This is a genomic window from Candidatus Endolissoclinum faulkneri L2, assembly GCF_000319385.1.
GTDB classification, from domain to species: Bacteria; Pseudomonadota; Alphaproteobacteria; order Thalassobaculales; family Thalassobaculaceae; genus Thalassobaculum; species Thalassobaculum faulkneri.
The window spans coordinates 1,368,441-1,389,404 of record NC_019566.1; the positions used below are offsets into that span (position 1 = coordinate 1,368,441).

At 39.4% G+C, this 20,964-nt stretch carries 4 protein-coding genes; 1 reads left to right on the forward strand and 3 read right to left on the reverse strand.

Translation table 11 applies throughout. The features are described from left to right. Positions 1-287: 287 nt before the first annotated feature. The gene (locus A1OE_RS04450) at positions 288-14,666 is read left to right on the forward strand and encodes an SDR family NAD(P)-dependent oxidoreductase (RefSeq protein WP_015089151.1); all 14,379 of its coding nucleotides are present in this window, start codon (positions 288-290) and stop codon (positions 14,664-14,666) included. 455 nt (positions 14,667-15,121) lie between these two features. Here A1OE_RS04450 and A1OE_RS03930 read toward each other — a convergent pair whose 3' ends face one another. The 3 genes from A1OE_RS03930 to A1OE_RS03940 all read right to left on the reverse strand — a co-directional run bounded on the left by A1OE_RS03930 (position 15,122) and on the right by A1OE_RS03940 (position 20,688). Then, entirely contained in the window at positions 15,122-16,576 is a 1,455-nt protein-coding gene (locus tag A1OE_RS03930) for a Do family serine endopeptidase (protein ID WP_158512546.1), read from the reverse strand. 2,037 nt (positions 16,577-18,613) lie between these two features. After that, positions 18,614-19,942 carry a ptzR gene (locus A1OE_RS03935; RefSeq protein ID WP_015089157.1) on the reverse strand — a complete coding sequence of 443 codons (1,329 nt, stop codon included), beginning with the start codon at positions 19,940-19,942 and terminating at the stop codon, positions 18,614-18,616. Continuing rightward, positions 19,939-20,688: a polyketide synthase gene (locus A1OE_RS03940; protein ID WP_015089158.1), complete on the reverse strand. Its 750-nt coding sequence runs from the start codon at positions 20,686-20,688 to the stop codon at positions 19,939-19,941. Before A1OE_RS03940 ends, A1OE_RS03935 begins: the two co-directional genes overlap by 4 nt. Positions 20,689-20,964 lie beyond the last annotated feature (276 nt).

A 20,964-nucleotide genomic window follows, 5' to 3' on the forward strand; every position in this document is an offset into this window, starting at 1 on the left:
CGACAATGTTGTTAAACCGTTTACAGGTTTTTATCGAAAAGCAGGATAAATAAAATGTAACTTGTGATTATTTAATAAATAATGCTTATTTATAAAAAGCTTTAAATAAAAAAAAATTTATGGAGCCGGTATATATGGAAATGGACTCTCTAATTAGAACTGTAGAATTGATTTAGGCAATGCCTTTCCAGCAGGCCGTGCTAAATACAATGCTCTGACACTGTTATTATTGATATAACTTTAAAAGAAAAATTTTTTTATGTACTAGAGATCCGGAAGGCCTAGTAATGACCTCATATGTTGATCCATTTACAATTCTAGATCGTTTAGCTAAGGCACTGCTGTTTCGATCCGCTACACAGCTAGGTTGGCAACCTGGTTCTGTAACTAAGTTTGCTCGTCTAGAAAATCAGCGTAAATTAGCAGAAGCTATTGATGCATCGCTAATTTTAGCATTGAATAATGGCGATCCCGCGTTGATTGCTGCGGCTATTTTGGATGAACAACCTTATTTGTCTCCTCATATCAGACTAATACATCACTGCGCTGATGCCTTGCCAAATGTTTTATCGGGGCAAATAACAGGCAAGGAAGTGATGTTTCCAAACGGCTCGATGGATTTATTGGCCAACATATACGCAGGCAATACTTGGGCTGATAGGTTTAATCGAAGAGTTGCCGAAGCAGTAGCCCGCGCAGCTGTGGCTCTAGCAGCAGAACGGCAAGGAAATTTACGAATTGTTGAAATAGGTGCTGGTACCGGCGGAACAACTAATAGTATTCTGCCAGCACTTGATAAGGCTTGTCGTGAAAATAAACTCGATCTTGATTATGCATACACTGACATTTCCACTGAGTTTATTGAATATGGGCGAAATCGTTTTGCTTCTGTTTATCCATTCCTTCGTTTTGCAAAAATGGATATCGAGCAGAGTCCAAATGCTCAAGGTTTTGATGTTAATACGATCGACATAGTAGTAGCTGCTAACGTACTTCATGCAACGGCACAAATTAACAGTACGTTAAGTCATATAAGGGATATGCTGACCTATGGTGGTGTTCTGATAGTTAACGAAATTACTCGCTCTAGCCTATTTGCCACTATGACATTTGGACTGCTTGACAATTGGTGGAAATTTAAGGACAGCGGCATACGTCAACCGCATTCGCCATTACTAGATATTGCTAGTTGGTGTCAATCCTTCCAACTTGCTGGATTGGAATGGCCGCTAGCTATAGGCTGGGAGGGAACAGTCGTTAGTGATGATTGCCAGGCACTACTTATTGCCGATCGTATCAAAAATGATACGAAAGTTCCTGTTCAATTGCCAAACAAGAATGACCAAACAAGGATTAACTTGTCTAATTCGAATGACAATTTAGTACGAGAAACTATAACTCAGATTGTAGCTAATGCTCTAGGCCTTAGTATACAAGAAATCGAAATTAACAGACCATTTGCTGAACTTGGAGTAGATTCTATTGTTGCCGGCCAGCTTGCAACGACGCTGACCGAGCGTCTCGGGGTGGCAATTCAAGCCTCTGTACTCTTTGATCATGCAACTATTGCTGCTTTAGCACAGTATGCGGTTAGTCTAGGGACGAGACAAGAATCGTTAATCAATAACTCTAAACCAATGGTTACTTCTGTTACTGAACCAATGGTTACTTCTGTTACTGAACCAATGGTTACTTCTGTTACTGAGAAAAAATATCCAGATATTGCGATTGTTGGTATGGCATGCCGTTTTCCTAAATCTGCTGATCTTGAAGAATTCTGGTGTAATTTGATTAACGGTGTTGACTGTGTTACTGAAATACCAGACGATAGATTTGACCATATGACTTTCTCAGATAATGAAGGTAAGAAATTTAGTCACTGGGGTGGTTTCTTAGATGATCATGATTGCTTCGATGCTGAAGCTTTCCGACTAAACCCTAACGATGCTACTGCCATGAGTCCGCAACAGCGGGTATTTTTGGAATGTGCTTGGCATGCACTGGAACATGCGGGCTATGGTCAACAAGAACTAGCAGGACGAGCAGTGGGGGTTTATGTAGGAGTTGCTCCGGACGGCTATGGTCAGGGTAGATCAGATACACGCTCTTCGCTGGGTGAGAGCAATGCGATTTTATCATCTAGATTATCTTATCTCCTAGACCTTAAAGGACCTTGTCTACCGGTTGATACTGCTTGTTCCTCATCTCTAGTGGCGATCCATTTAGCTGCACAAACGATTGCTAACGGCGAAGCTGATATGATGCTAGCTGGCGGTGTATCGGTTTTTATGACTAGTACCCGACTGCACGAATTCCTGGCTGATAGTGGTATGTCATCAAACAGCGGACGCTGTCGCACTTTTGACTCCGAGGCTGATGGATTTATACCCGGCGAGGGAGTAGGTGTAGTAGTTTTAAAGCGTCTAGACCGTGCACTAGCTGAAGGCGATTGTATAGTTGCTACACTGAAGGGCTCTGGGATAAACCATGACGGCCGAACCAGTGGCATAACTGCCCCTAGTGGACCGGCTCAGACCGAGCTTATTAGAGCAGTTATGGCTCGCGCTGAAGTAAGTCCAGCCGACATTGGCTATGTCGAAGCACACGGTACAGGCACAAAGCTAGGAGATCCGATAGAGGTTAATGCATTGACTCGAGCTTATGGAGCAGCTGAAGAACCATGCTGGATAGGTTCAGTAAAAACGAATATTGGTCACACCTTAACTACAGCAGGTGTTGCTGGTTTTATTAAAGCAGCATTAGCAGTTCAGCGCGGTATGATACCGCCTAGTCTACATTATCGCAGTGATAATTCTGAGCTAAATCTTACCACCGGTCGATTCAAAGTACCACTAAAGACTGTAAATTGGAACTCAATAGAGGGAAAGCCACGTAGAGCAGCAGTTAGTTCATTTGGTTTTAGTGGAACCAATTCTCACGCAGTAGTAGAACAAGCTCCATTTCGCCTTTTACCCAAAGAAGCAAGTGGTCCGCGTCCAGTATTTTTCTCTGCCCGCACTGATAGTGCACTTAAGGAAATGTTAGAGCACATCGCAAAAGTGTTGGAATACGCACCAGCACCGTTTCCCGCTTTAGCTTTCACGTTGACTGCTGGTCGCTCCCATTTTGAGCATCGTGCAGGGTTGATTGCCTCAACACTTGATGACTTACAAAATGGAATTGCTAAGCTGCGTGAAATGGATCCGGGCGAGATTTACAATAACATTGGTAGGGCTATAGTTTTGGGAGCGGTGAAAGCTTCAGTATCAACGGATCCAGTTGTTGCTTTCTTGTCTGGAGAAGAAGTTGATTTAGTTTCCCTGTTTCCAGCAGAAGAACGTCTTCGAGTGCCTTTACCAGGATACCCCTTCCAACGCACTCGCCTTACGCTGCCAAAAAAGCAAGTTATAATAGAAAATCGTAGCGCATTGCACCCATTAATAGTTTCTAATATCTCTGATACAACTGCATTACGTTGGAAGTTAGCTGAAAGTAGTTCCTGGCCGCCATTGCGGGATCATCGTCGTAATGGAAAACCTATCATTGCCGCAGCAGTTATATTGGAAATTATGCAGGCTGTCGCTAAATTTGCTTTCAGTGATTATATTGTTAATGTTGCTAGCATTACATTTCATACACCTTTATCATTTGAAAAGCTTGGTAAAGCAACTGCAAATTTATTGGATGACGGTGAGAACTGGCAAATTTTAATAGTAGAAGAAAGCACAGATACAATTTACGCAAAGGCTTTTTTAATAGAGCCTGATAATTATACGCCCGATATAATTGATCTATCAGATAATAATAATTTATTAGGCGATAGCCGTATACTTAATGGTGAAGCAGTTTATGCCGCTTTAGCTGATGTTGGATTTGATTATGGCCAGGCATTTCGAACAGTTGAAAGAGTGCAAGTTTATGATAATTGCGTCATAGCTGACCTAAAGTACAAAGCAAAGAAAGAATTTGCTTGGCAACCTACTCTTATTGACGGAGCAATTCAATCAGCCGTGGGTTTAGCATTAGGCCGTTTTACTCAAAAGCAAACAACGATTATACCAATAGAAATTGGTAAAGCAGTATTGTTTAGTGATCTAAAAAATGCACGTCACGCCATTGTAACAGAGCAAGCACAAACTGCTTCTGACCGGTTAGTGCTTAATATCGCCATTACTGACCCAGCAGGCAAGGTTTTGGCTCAATTGAATAAAATAGTAGCGTTAGTAGCAAATGCTCCTCTACGTCCAAAAGAAGATGCAATTATATCTTTTGTACCTCGCTGGTGTCCTGCTAGCAAAGCATTAATCGAGCCATTCTCCAAAAAACTATTGCAGATTATAAATCCAGGGCAGAACACACTGAGTATCCTTGGTGGGGATGTTATGGAAACTGTCAACGATTGGAAATTAGCTTTCCAATCCATTGATTCATTGCCGACTCATGTGTTGGATTTACGTGGCCTTGTCGCTATAAACTCGACACCGACTGGTCAAGTGGTAGATCTGATTGCTGGTTGGCTCCAAGCAAGGCCTGGTATACCGTTGCATATCTTACGAGTGCATTCTGAAAATGGTGGCATAGACCCGGATGAAGCTGGATTGGAGGGCATTGCTGTAACTTTACCACATGAAGCACCGGAGGTAAGTTTACGTATTCTATCGCTTGGGCGTGGAGCTGGCTCTATTGCTGACGTTATCCGCGAAGAACTTAGCATATCTGACTCCGAGCACTATGTGCGTCGATTTGCTGGCGAGCGCCATGTACGAATCTGGGAAGCAAAGTCCATCGAAAAATCCGATACTTTACCGGATCGTCCAGTAGTTCTTATCACCGGCGCTAGTGGCGGAATTGGTTCGATAGTTGCATTGCATTTGGCTCGATCTCGTAATGCACGACTTGTGTTAGTCGGACGACAAGGAGTATCAAACCTAGCAAAGAAAATTAGTTCAGATGTTATTGATGTCGCTGCAGATATTTGCACAATACATGGGGCACGAACGGCAATCTCTGCTGCTCAGCAAAAGTTTGGTCGAATTGACGTAATTGTCCACGCAGCTGGCGTTACCGGAGATCAGCTTTTACGTAATCAAACTTCGGCTGCTATCTCAGCTATTATGCAGCCTAAGCTTGACGGGTTGAGATATTTATTGAGTGAATCAAATGCTGAACCGCTACGTACAGTAATCGGCTTTGGATCACTTGCAGCTCGCTTTGGTAAAGCTGGACAGGGCGGCTATGCTGCAGCTAACGCAGCAATCGCTGCACTAGCTGAGCGTGATGGCTTACCTCTAAGAGTAATTGACTGGCCATTTTGGCAAACCGGTGGTATGGCTGGACGGGAGGAGAGCGATTATGATCTTCGTCGAACCACCGGTAGTCGATGGATATTGCAAGAAGAAGGATTGGCCTTGTTGGACAAGGTTATGTCTGTGCCATACTCAAGACTTGCAATTGCAGCGGGTGATCGTGAATTAATCACTGCTGCATTTACCAATGCAACAGTGATTAATTCGATGCCCGTTAAAGCTGTTACATCAACTAATTCAGCCGAAGATGCACAAAAAGTGCTGAAAGCAGTGCTTGCTGAAGTCACTGGTATAGCAAATGAATTTCTTAATCCAGAGCGTACAATTGAAGATCTTGGCCTTGATTCCATGCACGTGATGACGCTTAATGAGAAATTAGAAAGCCAATTCTTGGGAGTACCACCAACCTTATTTTATGCTCACCGTACAATTGGTAAAGTAGCTGATTTTTTAGCTTCCTTACCAAGTACCGAGAACTCTAAAACATCACAAACATTGACTCAAAAATCGCTAGCTACGCAATTACCAAATAGCATTTTGTCTTTTAATCGCCAAAAAAATAAAGGACAAAAAACCTCTTCCGAACCAATTGCAATTGTTGGCATGGCTGGACGCTTCCCTGGCGCTTCTAACCTTGCTTCATTTTGGGAGCTACTACGTGACGGTAGAAACTTGGTAACAGAGATTCCTGAACATCGTTGGAACGTGTCTCGTTACCATGATGATACGCCCGGTAAAATGGACCGTAGTTACAGCCGTTGGGGTGGTTTTATTGAAGACATTGATATGTTTGATCCTGTTCATTTCGGCATTGCTCCAGCTGATGCAATTCGTATGGATCCTCAAGAAAGGCTAGTACTTGAAGTAGCTGCAGAAGCCCTTGAAGATGCTGCTTTAACCAGAAGTAACCTAACAAACGACACTGATAGACTTGGTTCAGTTCACATTGGTGTGATGTATGGCGATTATCAACTTCTCGCAGCTGATCAACATATCTTAGGTAACCCAATAGCAGCATCAGCGCCTTACTGGTCGATAGCTAATCGACTATCTTATTGGCTTGATCTACATGGTCCAAGCATGGCAGTTGATAGTGCCTGTTCATCATCGCTAACAGCTATTCATTTAGCATGCCAATCGTTGTGGAGCGGCGAGGTTTTTGTAGCAATCGCTGGAGGGGTAAATTTAAGCATACATCCACTGAAATACATTGGTCTTAGCCAGGGTCGCTTTGCTTCTACTGATGGACTCTGCCGTAGTTTTGCAGAAGGCGGTGATGGTTATGTGCCTGGTGAGGGTGTTGGTATAGTTGTACTAAAGTTGTTATCCGAAGCATTAAATAATGGTGATCCTATTCATGCTGTAATCCGCGGTTCAGCCGTTACACATGGCGGACGCACTAATGGATATACAGTACCTAGTCCTGATGCACAAGCTAAAGCAATTACTACTGCATTGGAAAAAGCTAGAGTATCAGCGGATCAATTAGGGTTTTTGGAAGCACATGGAACAGGCACCGCCCTGGGAGATCCAATTGAGCTTGATGGAATTGCCCGAGCAACCGCTGCTCGCACAAAACCACTTCCTATTGGAACTGTAAAAGCATCTATTGGACATCTAGAAGCAGCTGCCGGCATCGCTGGTTTAGCTCGTTTGGTACTACAGTTTCACAACAACGCTATAGCTCCTACTATATTACATGCTTCTCCTAGCAAATCTCTAAAAGATGCATCAGCACGTATACGCTTAGTAACAGAAGTAGAACATTGGCCATCCGAACAGTTACCGAGGGTTGCAGGAATTAGTTCTTTTGGTGCAGGAGGAGCTAATGCACATTTAATTATAGAAGAAGCACCAATCGAAAAAACAAAGATACAATCATCTGCCTTCACTGAAGATTGCATCTTTGTTTTTTCTGGTCGTAATCGAGTACAATTAGAAACAGAGATTGATCATTTTTTAGCTATTCTCAATAAATTCCGAGAACCGGTCGATCTTGCTCGCACATTACAGCTTGGTCGGGAGTCGCTATTCTTCCGAATTGCGGTACTTGCCAAGAACGGAGAAGAATTATCAACGAAGCTCTCTGCTTGGCGCAAAGGTGATCCTGCAAAAGATGTGTTTTTTGGGAACGCTGATGGCGGTGGAAAATACATTACATCGGACTCATTAAAATTAAAAGAAATTGCCCAAGCATGGACAACAGGTGCATCAATTGACTGGTCTAAGCTTCCGTTGTCAGGCAAACGCATAAGGATACCTCCTCGTCCGCTTTTACGTCAACGTTTCTGGCCAAATTTGTTGGAAGCTCCAGTTATAAAATCCATCCCCGTGTCAGATGCAGAATTGCATCTAACTGTCGAGAATCCGATTTTACGTGACCATAAGTTTCAACATTTGCCCTTATTACCCGCAGCGGCATCTCTTGCAGTTATGAGCAATTGTGCTGAATGCATATTGCAGGATATTGCCTTTTTACTGCCGGGATGGGCTAATGAGAACGGTTTACAACTCAAACGGCAGATTATGAATGGTAAGGTCAAAATCTTATCTCAAGGCCTTATAATAGCTTCAGGAGTACTTATCAGCACTGCTGAAACTATTCTTAACTCAATTTCAGCGCCAGTTGTAAATACATCTTACACGACTCAAAGCGAAAATATAATCTATGATCGCTTTAGGATGCTTGGAATTGATTACGGTGCTACTTTCCGACGTCTTACGGAGTTGCATAGTGATGGTAACACCACAGAAGCTCATCTAAAACCGTTAATAAATGCAGATGCTATGACTCGGCAAGTATCTGATATTGATGCTACCTTTCAAGCGATCGGCCCGTTGCGGTGGGATGATATAGACAAACCTGGCGTCCCGGTTGCAATTAATTCTATGGCGTTATTTGGGCAATCTAATTCTGCTGTAACTGTTCGTGCTAAACGAATATCTGACAGTCTTTTTGATGCTGAAGCTTTAGATGCTAAAGGCAACACAGTGATCCAAATTAAAGGTCTACGTGTGGAGAAAATGCCCATCCCAGAACAAGAAGTCGATGATATTGCTCCTCGTTTACTGACTCCGGTTTGGCTACAGCGATCACTGATAGAGAATCATCGTCAGTCAGATCAGTTAGGTCGAGTAGTACTTATTCGAATGAATGATGAAACGCAATTTTTAAAACGGTTAGTTGATCGTGTAGCGCCTATCGCAAACTTAACCTTTGCCGAGACATTGCATGGTATACCTGATTGTGATTCTATGATCTTGGTGACTAATCTAGCTATTAGTTCTCATTCATGGTCAATAAAACAAGCGGTAGATGCTACCGCCATAATCGAGTCTGTTGGTAATTTGGCAAGAACAGTGGCGGCTTCGAATAAACCACCGAAACAAATATTGCTGGTAACAGCAGGAATATTTGATATAGATGGAAAACAAACATTTAATCCAATTAACGCTGGGATTGTAGGACTTTTGCGTTCACTGGTAGCAGAATTACCTAGCACTGGGTTAGTTTTGCTTGATCTTGAAACTACATCAATAGATACTCCTCAGGCCATTGACCGACTATTGCAAGAACCTATCCAGCAGGGTGGAGTAAGAGTGGCTTGGAGAGGCGAGAACAGATACATTGAAGCGTTATCAGACACCACTCTGTCTAATGACTGTTCCTCATCTGTTAATACTAAAATGCCGCTAGTATGCTTGATTACTGGTGGTAGTGGTGGTATTGGGTTAGCTTTAGCTCAGTACTTATTAGCAACTAAAAATGCTATTGTAGTGCTAAGTGGAAGGCGTGAACATCCTGCAATTACTTTACCCGAAGGAGTCAGATACCAAGTTGCTGACGTAACTGACTATGCGGCGTTAACAACGCTTTGTGATGACATAGTACGCATACATGGACGACTCGATATTGTTTTTCATCTACCTTTAGTGTTAAACGACAGTAAGTTAGCCTCAATGTCAGCGGTTGAGTTTTCTGCACCTCTTGGCCCCAAGGCTGTCGGCACTGCTAATGTACTAGCAGTAGCGCAATTGGCAGGAGCCAAGCTAGCAGTAATTTTTTCTTCAGCTAATGTTTTTGCTGGTGTAGCGGGACAAGCTAATTACGTGGCTGCATCCTGTATGCAAGATGCAATAGCTTTATCTTTTAATGGCAATATGCGAGTGCAAGTAATTAATTGGGGTCTTTGGGGTGAAATTGGAGCAGTAGCTGACCTTGCAACTCAAGCAAAGCTACGCCGAGGTGGAATTTATCCGATAGCTCCTAAAGATGCATTTCAGGTACTAGATAATATTTTAGAAAGTGGTGTTCAGCGTGTAGCTGTCGTTGCAGCCGAAAGTAAAGCTTTATCCCGCCTAGGATGGCGAGATAAAGCTGATTTGGGCACCGATCTTGGGAAAGATATTGTTGCATTTAGACGCTTGGAGGCGTATGGATATACGCGACTAGCAACTTCTCTGGTCAATAGTTTAAACTTACAAGCTGACCAACCGTTAACAGCAAATACTTTGGCCGGCAAGCTCCAAATAATTGAACGATTTAAGCCGCTTTTCTCTGCAATAGTGGAAATGCTATGCCGTGCAGGGTTAGCAAGCAAACATAAAGACCTTATTAGCCTACCTAGGCTTGGGTTAAACTTAGCTAAGCAAAAGCAAATAACTGAAGATGCAATATCCAACAACATGCCCGACTGGATTTCTGGACCAAGAATTATACTAGATGCAGTGTTAGATGTTTATCCAGACCTTCTATCGGGATCTATTAATCCATTATCAATTTTGTTCCCTGGCGGCAAAAGCAATCTAATAGCAGCGGCATATCACGGCAATCCGATCTCCGATAATTTTAATGCAGCTACAGCTAGCGCTATGATATCCGCTTTGAGTCCAGGTGCTGCAATTATAGAAATTGGTGCTGGTACCGGAGGTGGGACTGCTGCAGCGATCGCAGCATTGGACAATTACAACCCCGCTAAAAGCTATCTTTTTACCGACATATCTAAGCAATTTCTAGACGCAGCATCTAAAAATTTTAATTCTTTAAGACGCCCTTGGTTTAAAACAGCACTATATGATATCGAGCAAACGGTTGAAGCTAACAGTCAAATTCCAGGCAGCGCTGATATAGTACTAGCAACAAACGTACTGCATGCGGTTGCTGACTTGCCTAAAGTACTACGTGAATTAGGTAGACTACTAAAACCGAACGGTACCTTGATTGTTAATGAATTGATCGAAGTGCAAGATTTTGCAACTATGGTTTTTGGGCTAACTGACGGTTGGTGGCGCGGTTTTGGAAGTGCAGAACGCTTACCTTATAGCCCTATTATTGATTCTAATGGATGGCATACTCTGCTGGAAACAGAGGGTTATCGAAATATCCGTTTAAATGACCTATCAGCAAGAGGAGGGCGAGGGCAAGCTGTCATAATTGCTAATGCTCCTTCTGGCGTTAGATTAGTAGCGGGAAAAGAGGTAGTAAATAAAATAAATCAGTTTGAACCACAAGGAGATCAAACTGATCCTATAAAAGATGGTTTACTACAAGCGCTAATTGATGATTTGCGTAGCATCATCGCCAATCAACTTGCTATAGATCCAGCTGAGTTGCGTGCTAATCAAAGTCTAGGTGAATATGGCTTAGAATCTCTTTCATCTATGGCAGTGCGCGACGTTTTAGATGCAAAGTTTGGCGGAGTATCTCAGACACTAATGTTTGAACACGATACCCTTACGGGTCTTGCAAATCATCTTATTTCTGTTCGTCCTACAGAAGTTCGTGCAGTTTTGCAAAATACGAAAAACATAAACTCCATTGATAAAAACAAAATAAAACAAAGTAACTCGAAGCAAATAATGCCTGTTAATACACCTATAGCAGTTATTGGTATAGCTGGACGTTTCCCGGGAGCAGATACACCAAATGCACTTTGGCAATTAGTGGAAAATGGTTTATCTGCGCTTGGACCTGTTCCAGAAGGACGATGGAAGTCTAATAATTGGTACGATCCTAGCGGCGGAGAAGGCCTATCGTATACCAAAATTGGCGGTTTCCTGCCCGATATTGACTGTTTTGACCCATTATATTTTGGTATTTCTCCAATAGATGCAGAAAACTTGGATCCACAAGAACGCTTGTTTTTACAAACAGCTTGGCATGCGCTGGAAAATGCAGGCTCTACACCAGCACGGTTGCAACGGAGAGCCGGGCCAGTAGGTGTCTTTGTAGGCGTAATGAATGCTGGTTACCAATGGCTGTCAGCTCAAAATAATAAAGCGCCAGCAACTTCTTCTTATTGGTCCATTGCAAATCGCTTATCTTATGTTGCTGATTGGACTGGGCCAAGCTTAGCAGTAGATACTGCTTGTTCATCCTCATTAACTGCACTTCATCTAGCGGTAAATGCATTAAGAGACGGTCAATGTGGAGCAGCAGTGGTTGGTGGAGTCAACTTAATTGTCCATCCCAGACAGCTTGCTAATTTATCAGAAGCTCGCATGTTGTCTCCTAGCGGCGAATGCCGGTCGTTTGGGGAAGGGGCTGATGGATTTGTTGATGGAGAAGGTATTGTTGCTCTTGTAATAAAGCCTTTAAATACTGCTCTGCGTGATAACGATCGTATAGAAGCGATAATACGCGGTACGGCAATAAATGCTGGTGGAAGAACCTCTAGTTTTTCAGTCCCAAGCCCGGTTGCCCAGAGCAAAGTAGCTACTGATGCATTAGCTAATGCAGGAGTAGATCCCATTACTATTCAAGTAGTAGAAACTCATGGTACAGGTACTAGTATAGGAGATCCGATTGAGGCTAGTGGTCTTTCCATAGCTTATAAAGGAGAAGGTAGGCGAGTAAATCCGCTGATAATCGGAGCCCTAAAAGCTAATATTGGCCATTTGGAATCTGCTGCTGGAATAGCAGGAATAGTGAAAGCTATTTTTCAACTTCGTTATCAAAAAATTGCCCCCCTACGGGATGCTATGACACTTAATCCAAGAATAGATCTTGAGGCATTGGCATTATATGCGCCGCCCCAAGCAATAGAATGGCCAGCTCCTGAAAACTGCCCACGTCGAATTGCTGTTAGTTCATTTGGCGCTGGCGGAGCAAATGCTCATGTAGTGCTGGAGGAAGCTCCTCCTATGATAAACGTGGAAGCATCTAATCTGAATAGCGAATTATTTGTATTATCAACAGTGGATGCCGATAGGCAAAAGCATTTATCTAGTGTATTGCATGATTTTATTTCCGAACAAGGATATAGACAAAACGATATCACTCGCATTTGTCACACTTTGCGAGTTGGTCGCCGAGCGCTGAGTTATCGGTTTGCTATGCCTATACGTAACATTAACGATCTGCTAAATGCTCTTAATAAATTAGCTATTGGTCAAATGCCCAAAGGTGGAATAAATGGTAATGGTTCGGGTGAAACTATACGTATATTAGAAGAAAGTTCCTCTGGACAAGCGCTTCTAAGGGAAAAGCTCGCAGCTAGAGATATTGATGCTCTAGCTAGACTATGGGTTGATGGTGCTGATATAGATTGGGACGAGTTACCTGAAACGAATAGAATTGTGCCTATCGAATTACCTGGCACAATATTTGCTAAAGAAAAATACTGGTTAGCAGAGCCAGTATTTACTAATGTAAATACTAAAATTGATATGCCAGTCCGTTTTATAAAACGTAGCTGGAAACAAACAGCTCTACTTTCGCCGAGCAATAGTACTCCGTCTTGTTTGTTTGTTTATGATTCTAATTCTATAAGTATAAATCAATCATCTAATGAACTTAAACTACCAGATAACCGTATGGGCTGGGATCAGCTCCTTAATCGTATGCCAATTGGTTCGGCTAGTGATCTTGTGCTAATCGTAAATAAAGTAACTAATATTCGGGAATTGCACTGTGTTACTCTAGCAACATTAATTGGACTAAGCGTGATAATGGCGCGTCCTGGTCGGCTAAAAAGAGTGTTTTTAACCACTTCCTCGGAAACGCTAGCTACAGTATTTGCTGCGATTGCAGCTTCGGTATCATTAGAGGGGCTAAATGGGAGAGTACGTACCATTTTACTGCCCAAGGAAGACTTTACTGAAATTATAGAAAGTGAAAGAACAATAGATATGTCAGGCGCGCCTTTAGTTGATAGGCGTGGAGCACGTGCAATTGCGATACGACAAACAATAGATATGTCTATTGAATGTAATTTGATGATTGGCCCAGGTAGTCGCGTACTTTTGGTTGGTGGTTTAGGTGAAGTTGGCACGGCCTTGATAAAGGTATTAATTAATAAAAGAAAGGCTCGAGTTGGCGTGATTGGCCGTAGAGAAATCAACAATACTCTATTGACTAAGCTTAATATCTCTTATGCTGTTGCTGATATAACAGATGAAGATAATTTAAGCGCTGCCATTGGAAAAATTCGTTCACTAATTGGCGGTATTGACTTTGTGATTGATCTTGCTCGCATCGTAGATGACAGTACCCTAGCGTCAAAGGATGATGTTCAAATAGAATCAGTACTTGCTGTTAAAACTCTTGGAACTGATTTGCTTGATCGAGTAACACGAAATGATCACCTTAAGGCATTCATAGTATTTTCTTCTCTTGCATCTTGGTTTGGATTGCCTGGGGCTGCAGACTACGCTGCTGCCTGTGCATTCCAGGATGCACTGATGAATATTCGCTCTGGCCCTGGTCTTAGTCTGTCAATCGCTTGGCCACAGTGGGAATACGATAGTAAATTAACTCCAACTCGCCAAGGAGAGTTGGAAAAATCAGGCCTTGGTACTATTAATGCTGAAAAGGGGCTTGACTTGATAGATCAGGCATTGGCAAGTAAAGAAAATATATTAGCAGTTGCTACAGGTCGCCTAGACGTGATTGAAGGTCTCACTAGTCCCACTGATGTAAGTGATCCTGATGTAAGTGATCCTGATGTAAGTGATCCTGATGTAAGTGATCCTGATGTAAGTGATCCTGACATCAGTTTAATGAATGACTCTCAGCTAGAATTTTATGTCAAGCGACTACGAAGCGAAGCAAGATTAATATCGCGCCCAAAGGCCTTAGCGAGCAATCCCATCTCTATCCCTTCTAGTGATATTTCGATAAAAGCAGCACTAGTTAAACATTTAAAAGTTGATCATGCATTGTTGAAATCGGATACATCTTTCGTGGACTTAGGTATTGACTCAATCAAAGCTTTGCATATTGCAGAAACTTTAGCTACTACTTTATCAATAGAGGTAGAGCCTGCACTTTTAGCATCTCACCCAACTGTAGAAGAATTAGCTAAAGTACTTGATCAACGAAAGGCAGAAACTATTAGCTGTGCTACAGACAATAATTAATTAAAGCAATAATAAATATATCAGATAACAATTTATCTGATATATTTATGCTCATTATAGTTTTATAAAAATAATTGTTACTGTTTTAAAATGATATTTTTTTAAGTAGAAGAGCAATTACATATTATAATTGCTCTTCTAAAAATTATTAGCTTCTGCCCTCAATCTACGCATTATTACGACGTAATTTTGCCTGCTAAAGATTTTAAAAACAAAGCAATAATATACTAATAAACCCTGTTCTAATTCAGACTAAATTAGACCTAACAAAACCAAAAGCAATAGTGTAACAATGGAAGTCATAAACTGATATTAGTAGTCTAGAAGCTAGAAATAATGTAATCTATTAGATTTATTCATAAATCTGTTAGCTAAATTAGAGACATTAACAGATCTACTAAAACTTAGTGAGATTATCTTCTGCATAACGTTTAAACCAAAAAGCTAATAGTCAATTACTTCTTCAGCAACTGTAACGTCACATAGTGCTGTTGATCTCCTCGACGAACTAACAAAAGTACTAACTTATCATTGCGTGACTTAGCTCTATTAATTGCTTCGCTAACCTGACGAGACTTTGATACTTTATCTTGGCCAACCGCTGTAATAATGTCTCCGGGACGTAGTTCTTCTGCGCTATCGGGAGATACTGAAAGAATTACCGCACCTTGAGGTTCATCACTCAAGGTAATTCCTAAATTTGGCACTTTTATGACTGTAGAGTCTGATATACCTGTAGTAGCTTGAGCTAATTGATCGTCCTTAGGATAAATATTAACCCGAATCTTTATCTCCCGTTCCCTACCATATCGCCAAACGATCAGTGTGATCTGATTGCCTGGATCTGTGTTAGCGATTGCACGGGTTAAATCACGAACTTCTTCAATTTTAATTTTACCACAACGTAAAATAACATCACCAACTTTTAATCCGCCTTGACCGGCAGGCCCCGATGGATCTACGTCTGCAACTAAAGCACCTTTATTAGATAATAAACCTAAACTGGTAGCAATATCTGCAGTAATTGGTTGAATACGTACGCCAATAAATCCACGCTCTACTGCTCCATGCTCTAAAATTTCAGATACAACAGCTCTAGCTTGGTTTGAAGGAACTGAAAAGCCAAGACCAATATTAGCGCCATTCGGGGAAAAAATTGCAGTATTCATACCAACTACTTGACCATCGATATTGAATAGCGGGCCTCCAGAATTACCGCGATTGATAGCAGCATCAATTTGAATAAAGTCATCATACGGACCAGCATGAATATCACGACCGCGGGCTGAGACGATACCTGATGTAACTGTACCTCCAAGACCAAATGGGTTGCCTATTGCAATTACCCAATCCCCTACTTCCAACATGTCACTATTACCCCATGGTACTGTAGGTAATGGTTTATTGCTCGAAACTTTTAATACTGCAACATCAGTATTAGAATCACGACCATTAAGCGTAGCTTCAAGTTCTGTACCGTCATCCAATAGCACCTTGATCTCTTCGGCTCCATCTATCACGTGATTATTTGTCACAATAGTTCCAGATGGATCAACGATAAAGCCGGAGCCAAGCCCATGTGAATCACGTGGCTGTTGTGGTTGTCCCATTGGGGGCCAACCGCCAAAAAATTTATCAAAAAAATCATGCAAAGGATGTCCTGGAGGCAAATCAGGAACTTGTTGCCCAGTTATTGGAGGAGGAGCACCGCTATTTGTAGTTGTTTTTGTTAAAATTGTTACTACGGCGGGCTTAGCTTTATTAACTAATTCTGCAAATGAGCTGGTAAATTTATTATCAGCTTCAGCAAAATTTGGAAAGCTAAACGTCTGAATAAGCATAATTGCGACAAACAAAGCAATTGTTGAACGCACATTATATGTCCTGGCTAGGATTCGAAAACATCTCATAAACATAACCTCCGTCAATCTTATTAAGATAATAGGTAAGGTAATTATTGCATCAATATCGCTATATCTGTCTAGTAATTAAAAATAAAAGTAAATATCTACTTTAGATAAATTACAATAAAGCTATTTACTATATAAACGATAGTACACTTTTCAAAAAGAATAACTATTATTCATTAATTGATTTAGAAAATGTTACAATTAACCATTTTCGAGGATTTGTTTATAGACAAGGTTTTTAGTATTTTTAAAAAATTTAGCTTGATTAAATTTCATTTATTTATTTTTAAGATGAAAGTTATAAACTACTTTTTAAATTTTAAAAGTGTGAGGTTTATATAAAAAAACTTCTACCTTATCATTCTATCCCACTGTTAATTAAGCAGTATATTTTATATGCTAAATTATAAAAACCCAACTTTTGATTAAAAACTTTAAGTTAATTTATTAATTACTCTCATGCTATAATTGAAGAATTCACATATTAACTTCCGTCCAAGTATGCTGAGTATTTATTAATATTTTATTGTGTGATTATATTAAATATAACAAGAATTTTCCTTTGATTAACATCAGCTTAGTTAGCTATTTTTTAATTTAAAATATTTGTAAAAATTTTAAAAATTTATCTCTATAGAATATGGCAAATAATATTGCATTTCTCTAGTGTGGCAGGTAGAATCTTTATTGAAATTAAAATAGTAAAGACAGTATTAATGCATACTGCTAAGGTAGTATAAATAGCTAACGCTAGTTTAAAAAAACCTTTTTTGCATTGGCAATAATCTAAGTCAAAATTTATAGCTTGTACTATCCTCAATAGTATTAAAAATTCTGGTTATAAGTATTTAATTAAATAAAGCGATCTTAGATTAGCTCGCTAATTAGTAGTTTACTAAAAATAAAACAGACTATTATATGATAATCTTAGTAATAATTTTTAATGCAACATAAAATGTCAGATATAGCTCACTTGATAAATGTATATCCAAGCATATTTTTATATATTTCCAAATATCTCTATCATTTTTCCAAGCATTAATTTAATTACCCTGTCTGCTTATTGTATTAAATTCAGTTAATGATATTTTTAATCAATATGAAATTGATTTGCGGCCTATTTAAATATACTAATCTTTTACTATAAAAATCACTAAATATATCGTATGGAATAATATTCAAACAACACAATAACAGCTTAATATAAGCTTTATATTCTACTGCGCATGCACATATGTAATTATACAATTCTACAAAGATTAAAATAAAAAACACATTACAGTTTAGGTTTTTTTGATTAGTATCTTGTAAAGAAATAAAAAACAGCCTAAAATATCATTGTGGCTTTTGCTAAAAATACCTAGCATTTAAGGTGCTTCTTAATATGATTATCTATATAGTTATAATATATAAGATTGTGCTATAGATCAGATAATAAATACTAAAGCTAATATAAAAATACGCTAATTTAATATATATATTAGCATTCTAACTAATTAATATTAATTTATAATTTAATACTACCGATTATTTAGATATAAATACTTACTTGGGATTGATATAAATAATTTAACTAAAATACAGGATATATATAAGTACAGAAAATACAAAGTAGATATGCACAACTGTGCATATACAGGTATAAATATTTTTATATTTTACTAAGAAATTATTGAACATATGTTTAATACACTATCTTGTGTAGTGCTCTATCTTACAATAGTAAGATATACTAAATTTCAAAGCAAATTGATTTCTTTTCCAAAAAAAAGAATGCAAATAAGCTTAAAGCAAAGAAATTTTAGTACGTACAAGAATATTATTTTACCTACAAATTAAGATATTTAATACCCAAGATTATTTTAAAGATCAACTTTATAAAAAAACATCTAATCGTGAACAAATGAATATTTTGCTATTATTAGCGTAAGCAAATTTAATTAAGTTATTATATTTTATTTTAAAATATTTACTAGACGGTAGGTAGTAAATTTTGTAAAAAAATATTTTACTTCTCGGTACTGATAGCGTAATTCACTAACTAATTGATATCTCATCAATAGTATTACGTAATAGATTATTCATATCTTCTACAGAAATATCTGAAATGTAGTGAGAGGAGCTTAACATTAAAGTATCACGATATTCCATAACTAGAATTAAAATAACTGGCTTACGAATAGGACAGCTATAAAACTCTATTCGCTGAGGTGCAATTCCAGCAAAGCGTAAGCGTTGCTCTGAGATTCTTCCAACATTAGTAAATGTTGGTGGCATAGTTTTCCCCTCACAACTGGCAATCATTTTATCTATCATATCACGTTTACGCAAAAATGATTTTTTAGCTAAAAAAGGTAGTGTTAAAGGATTGCTTGCTCCCATAAAACCAGTACGTTGACGCTTCATTTCTTTTCTAAGTTGATCAATTGTATCTGAAAAGCTTAATCCAATACCTTTATCGATAAAAACATTAGCTACGCCGCTAAGATTACATACAGGAGGACGCGCAGCCACCGCTGCATAGCGTCGTACGTTATTTGGAACAGACAATTGAATTGAATGATTTTTGTATTCAACTCCAACGAGCTTAGAATAAGCACGGGCAAATCCTGCAAGCAACAAATCATTGCGAGTAAGAGCAAGTATAGAGGCAAATCTATCAATCTCGAGCAATCTTGATTTAGGAACCTCAAATAAAGCAAGGCTTATATCATCCCCTCGTTTCATTAAGTCTGCTGGATTATGCATTTTAAATCCAACCTGAGGTTTACGCATACGTAATATATCACCAATATCACGTCTAACAATCCGCAAACGATCAAGCCAACCAAATGACTTTAGCCAAGCAAAACTATCTCGACTAGTAAAATTTGGCGTTAGAGTATATGTTATATCATTGACCAAAGCAGAATAAATTTTAGCAAAAAGAATAGCAACTTCAAAAAATGCTCTACCATCAACCAAATAATGTTGCATTCTCATTAGCAAACGATCATAATCATCTCCTTTGAGCAAACTAATTGAGAAGTGTGGTACAGCATCAAGATCATACGGCAATGCAATTAAGCGTATTGTATCAGCTTCTACATCATTACTCTTGGTTACGGAAAAATTAGAAACAGCATCAAGATCATCACGTCGAATCCAGATTGGCTCAGCAGAGTTTAAATCCATCCGACAACCAATAACTGGCTCAGCATCCATAATTATTCGTGTAGTACGACGCAGAATATCTATATCTAATCGATGAAAACAGTCAAACGAAGCAAATAAATTACCAGTTAGACATTTTTCAGAAAAAATCCGAACAATTTGATCCTGAAATTGAGTTGGAAAAGTATTAGGTATATTCATGTTTGGATTCATTTATTTCCCCAGCGATCGCGAATTCGAGATGGTACTTCAGAAGCAGCAAAAGTTATATCGTGCATTGCTATTTCAAGGTCTACTACATTCTGTAGCCGAGACACTCGATCACGATTTAGGTGCTTTTTAAGCAAGCGTAGAGCTTGAGGTGGCTTATCAGCTAAATCTTGAGCTATGTTCAAAGCAGTCGAGATAACTTTTGCTCGAGGTACAACAGGAAAAGGTATTCCTCGAGCTTCTAAAGTACCGCCATGATAGCTCCGAGCGGTTAAAAGCATCTCTTCTCCAAGAGAAGTACCTAATTTTTCTGGCAAAATCATTGTAGAGCCCATTCCAGGGGTAAATCCGTATTTCATAAAATTAGCAGAATACAAGGATTCACTTGCCATAACCACTATTTCAGCATACAGCCCAAAAACCAAACCGCCACCCAAAGCATGCCCTTGCATCGCAGAAATTACTGGAACTGGGCAATCCAATAAAAGACGATAAAAGCCAGCCTCATCAAAACGCTGCTTACGTTCCGCTATGCCTATTAATTCCTCCATAGTGCCACCAGCCAAAAATATTGTATCAAATCCATGCAATACAATTACTCTTGCCTCCGAATCATTAGCTACCCGCCTTATAGATTCAAACAATCCGGCAACTAAAGCACGTGTAAAAGTATTTCGACCATCATAATCCTCCATAGAGATAATCCATATACCACCATCTTTGCGAGAAGTTTTTACAACTTCGGTCATAACAGTAGGCCCCGATACTACAAAAATAAAAATTTCATTTTATCACTCCTGAAGTAGCGATTAGGAGCATTAATTATAATGAAATATCACCCAACTAGTTTTTTTTATGCTAAAATTAATTAGGTCTAATAAAAAAAAAGATATGCTGTAAGGCTTGATAGCACATTAACAGTAGGGTTTATTTATAATCAATCGTTATTAGCTTCTTAAAAGCGCTGCTTATAAAGCTTTCCCTATCCTCAATATAAGGATCATATCTAAGCAATATTCAACACT

Coding starts and splice junctions, on each gene's coding strand:
- A1OE_RS04450 (WP_015089151.1), top strand. CDS start 288: ATGACCTCATATGTTGATCCATTTACAATTCTAGATCGTTTAGCTAAG.
- A1OE_RS03930 (WP_158512546.1), bottom strand. CDS start 16,576: ATGAGATGTTTTCGAATCCTAGCCAGGACATATAATGTGCGTTCAACA.
- A1OE_RS03935 (WP_015089157.1), bottom strand. CDS start 19,942: ATGAATCCAAACATGAATATACCTAATACTTTTCCAACTCAATTTCAG.
- A1OE_RS03940 (WP_015089158.1), bottom strand. CDS start 20,688: ATGACCGAAGTTGTAAAAACTTCTCGCAAAGATGGTGGTATATGGATT.